The 1,110-nt window shown below is 52.8% G+C and carries 1 protein-coding gene; it reads left to right on the top strand.

The features are described from left to right. The coding region (locus ACFEL9_RS26080) for a hypothetical protein (RefSeq protein WP_385896335.1) at positions 1 to 1,110 on the top strand (1,110 nt) is incomplete at both ends.

Genomic DNA, 1,110 nt, shown 5'->3' with positions numbered 1-1,110 from the left:
TGACTATGCAGACCAGGCAGCGCTTGATGCAGCCTTCCAGGCATGGCTGGCTACCGCTTCTGTAACGGGTGGTTGTGCTCCGGTTCTTACCAATAATGCAACAGGTGCAGGAACACTTTGTACCGGTGGTGCCGTAACAGTGACCTTTACAGCTACTGATCTTTGCGAAGCACCGACTGCAACAGCAACCTTCACCGTAACACCGGCAACACCTGTAGTGATAACCACTCCGGTTGCAACTACAGTAAATGCATGTGACTATGCAGACCAGGCAGCTTTGGATGCAGCCTTCCAGGCATGGCTGGCAACAGCCAGTGTAACGGGTGGTTGTGCTCCGGTTCTTACCAATAATGCAACAGGTGCAGGAACACTTTGTACCGGTGGTGCCGTAACAGTGACCTTCACTGCTACTGATCTTTGCGAAGCGCCGACAGCAACAGCAACCTTCACCGTAACACCGCCAACACCTGTAGTGATAACCACTCCGGTTGCAACTACAGTAAATGCATGTGACTATGCAGACCAGGCAGCGCTTGATGCAGCCTTCCAGGCATGGTTGGCAACAGCCAGTGTAACGGGTGGTTGTGATCCGGTTCTTACTAATAATGCAACAGGTGCAGGAACACTTTGTACCGGTGGTGCCGTAACAGTGACCTTTACAGCCACTGATCTTTGCGAAGCGCCGACAGCAACAGCAACCTTCACCGTCACTCCGCCAACACCTGTAGTGATAACCACTCCGGTTGCAACTACAGTAAATGCATGTGACTATGCAGACCAGGCAGCTTTGGATGCAGCCTTCCAGGCATGGTTGGCAACAGCCAGTGTAACGGGCGGTTGTGCTCCGGTTCTTACTAATAATGCAACAGGTGCAGGAACACTTTGTACCGGTGGTGCCGTAACAGTGACCTTTACAGCCACTGATCTTTGCGAAGCGCCGACAGCAACAGCAACCTTCACCGTAACACCGGCAACACCTGTCGTGATAACCACTCCGGTTGCAACTACAGTAAATGCATGTGACTATGCAGACCAGGCAGCGCTTGATGCAGCCTTCCAGGCATGGTTGGCAACAGCCAGTGTAACGGGCGGTTGTGCTCCGGTTCTTAC

This window comes from Terrimonas alba (assembly GCF_042434975.1).
GTDB lineage: Bacteria > Bacteroidota > Bacteroidia > Chitinophagales > Chitinophagaceae > Terrimonas_B > Terrimonas_B alba.
Note: the sequence above shows the minus strand (reverse complement) of the source record. Positions and strands in the feature narration are given on the sequence as shown.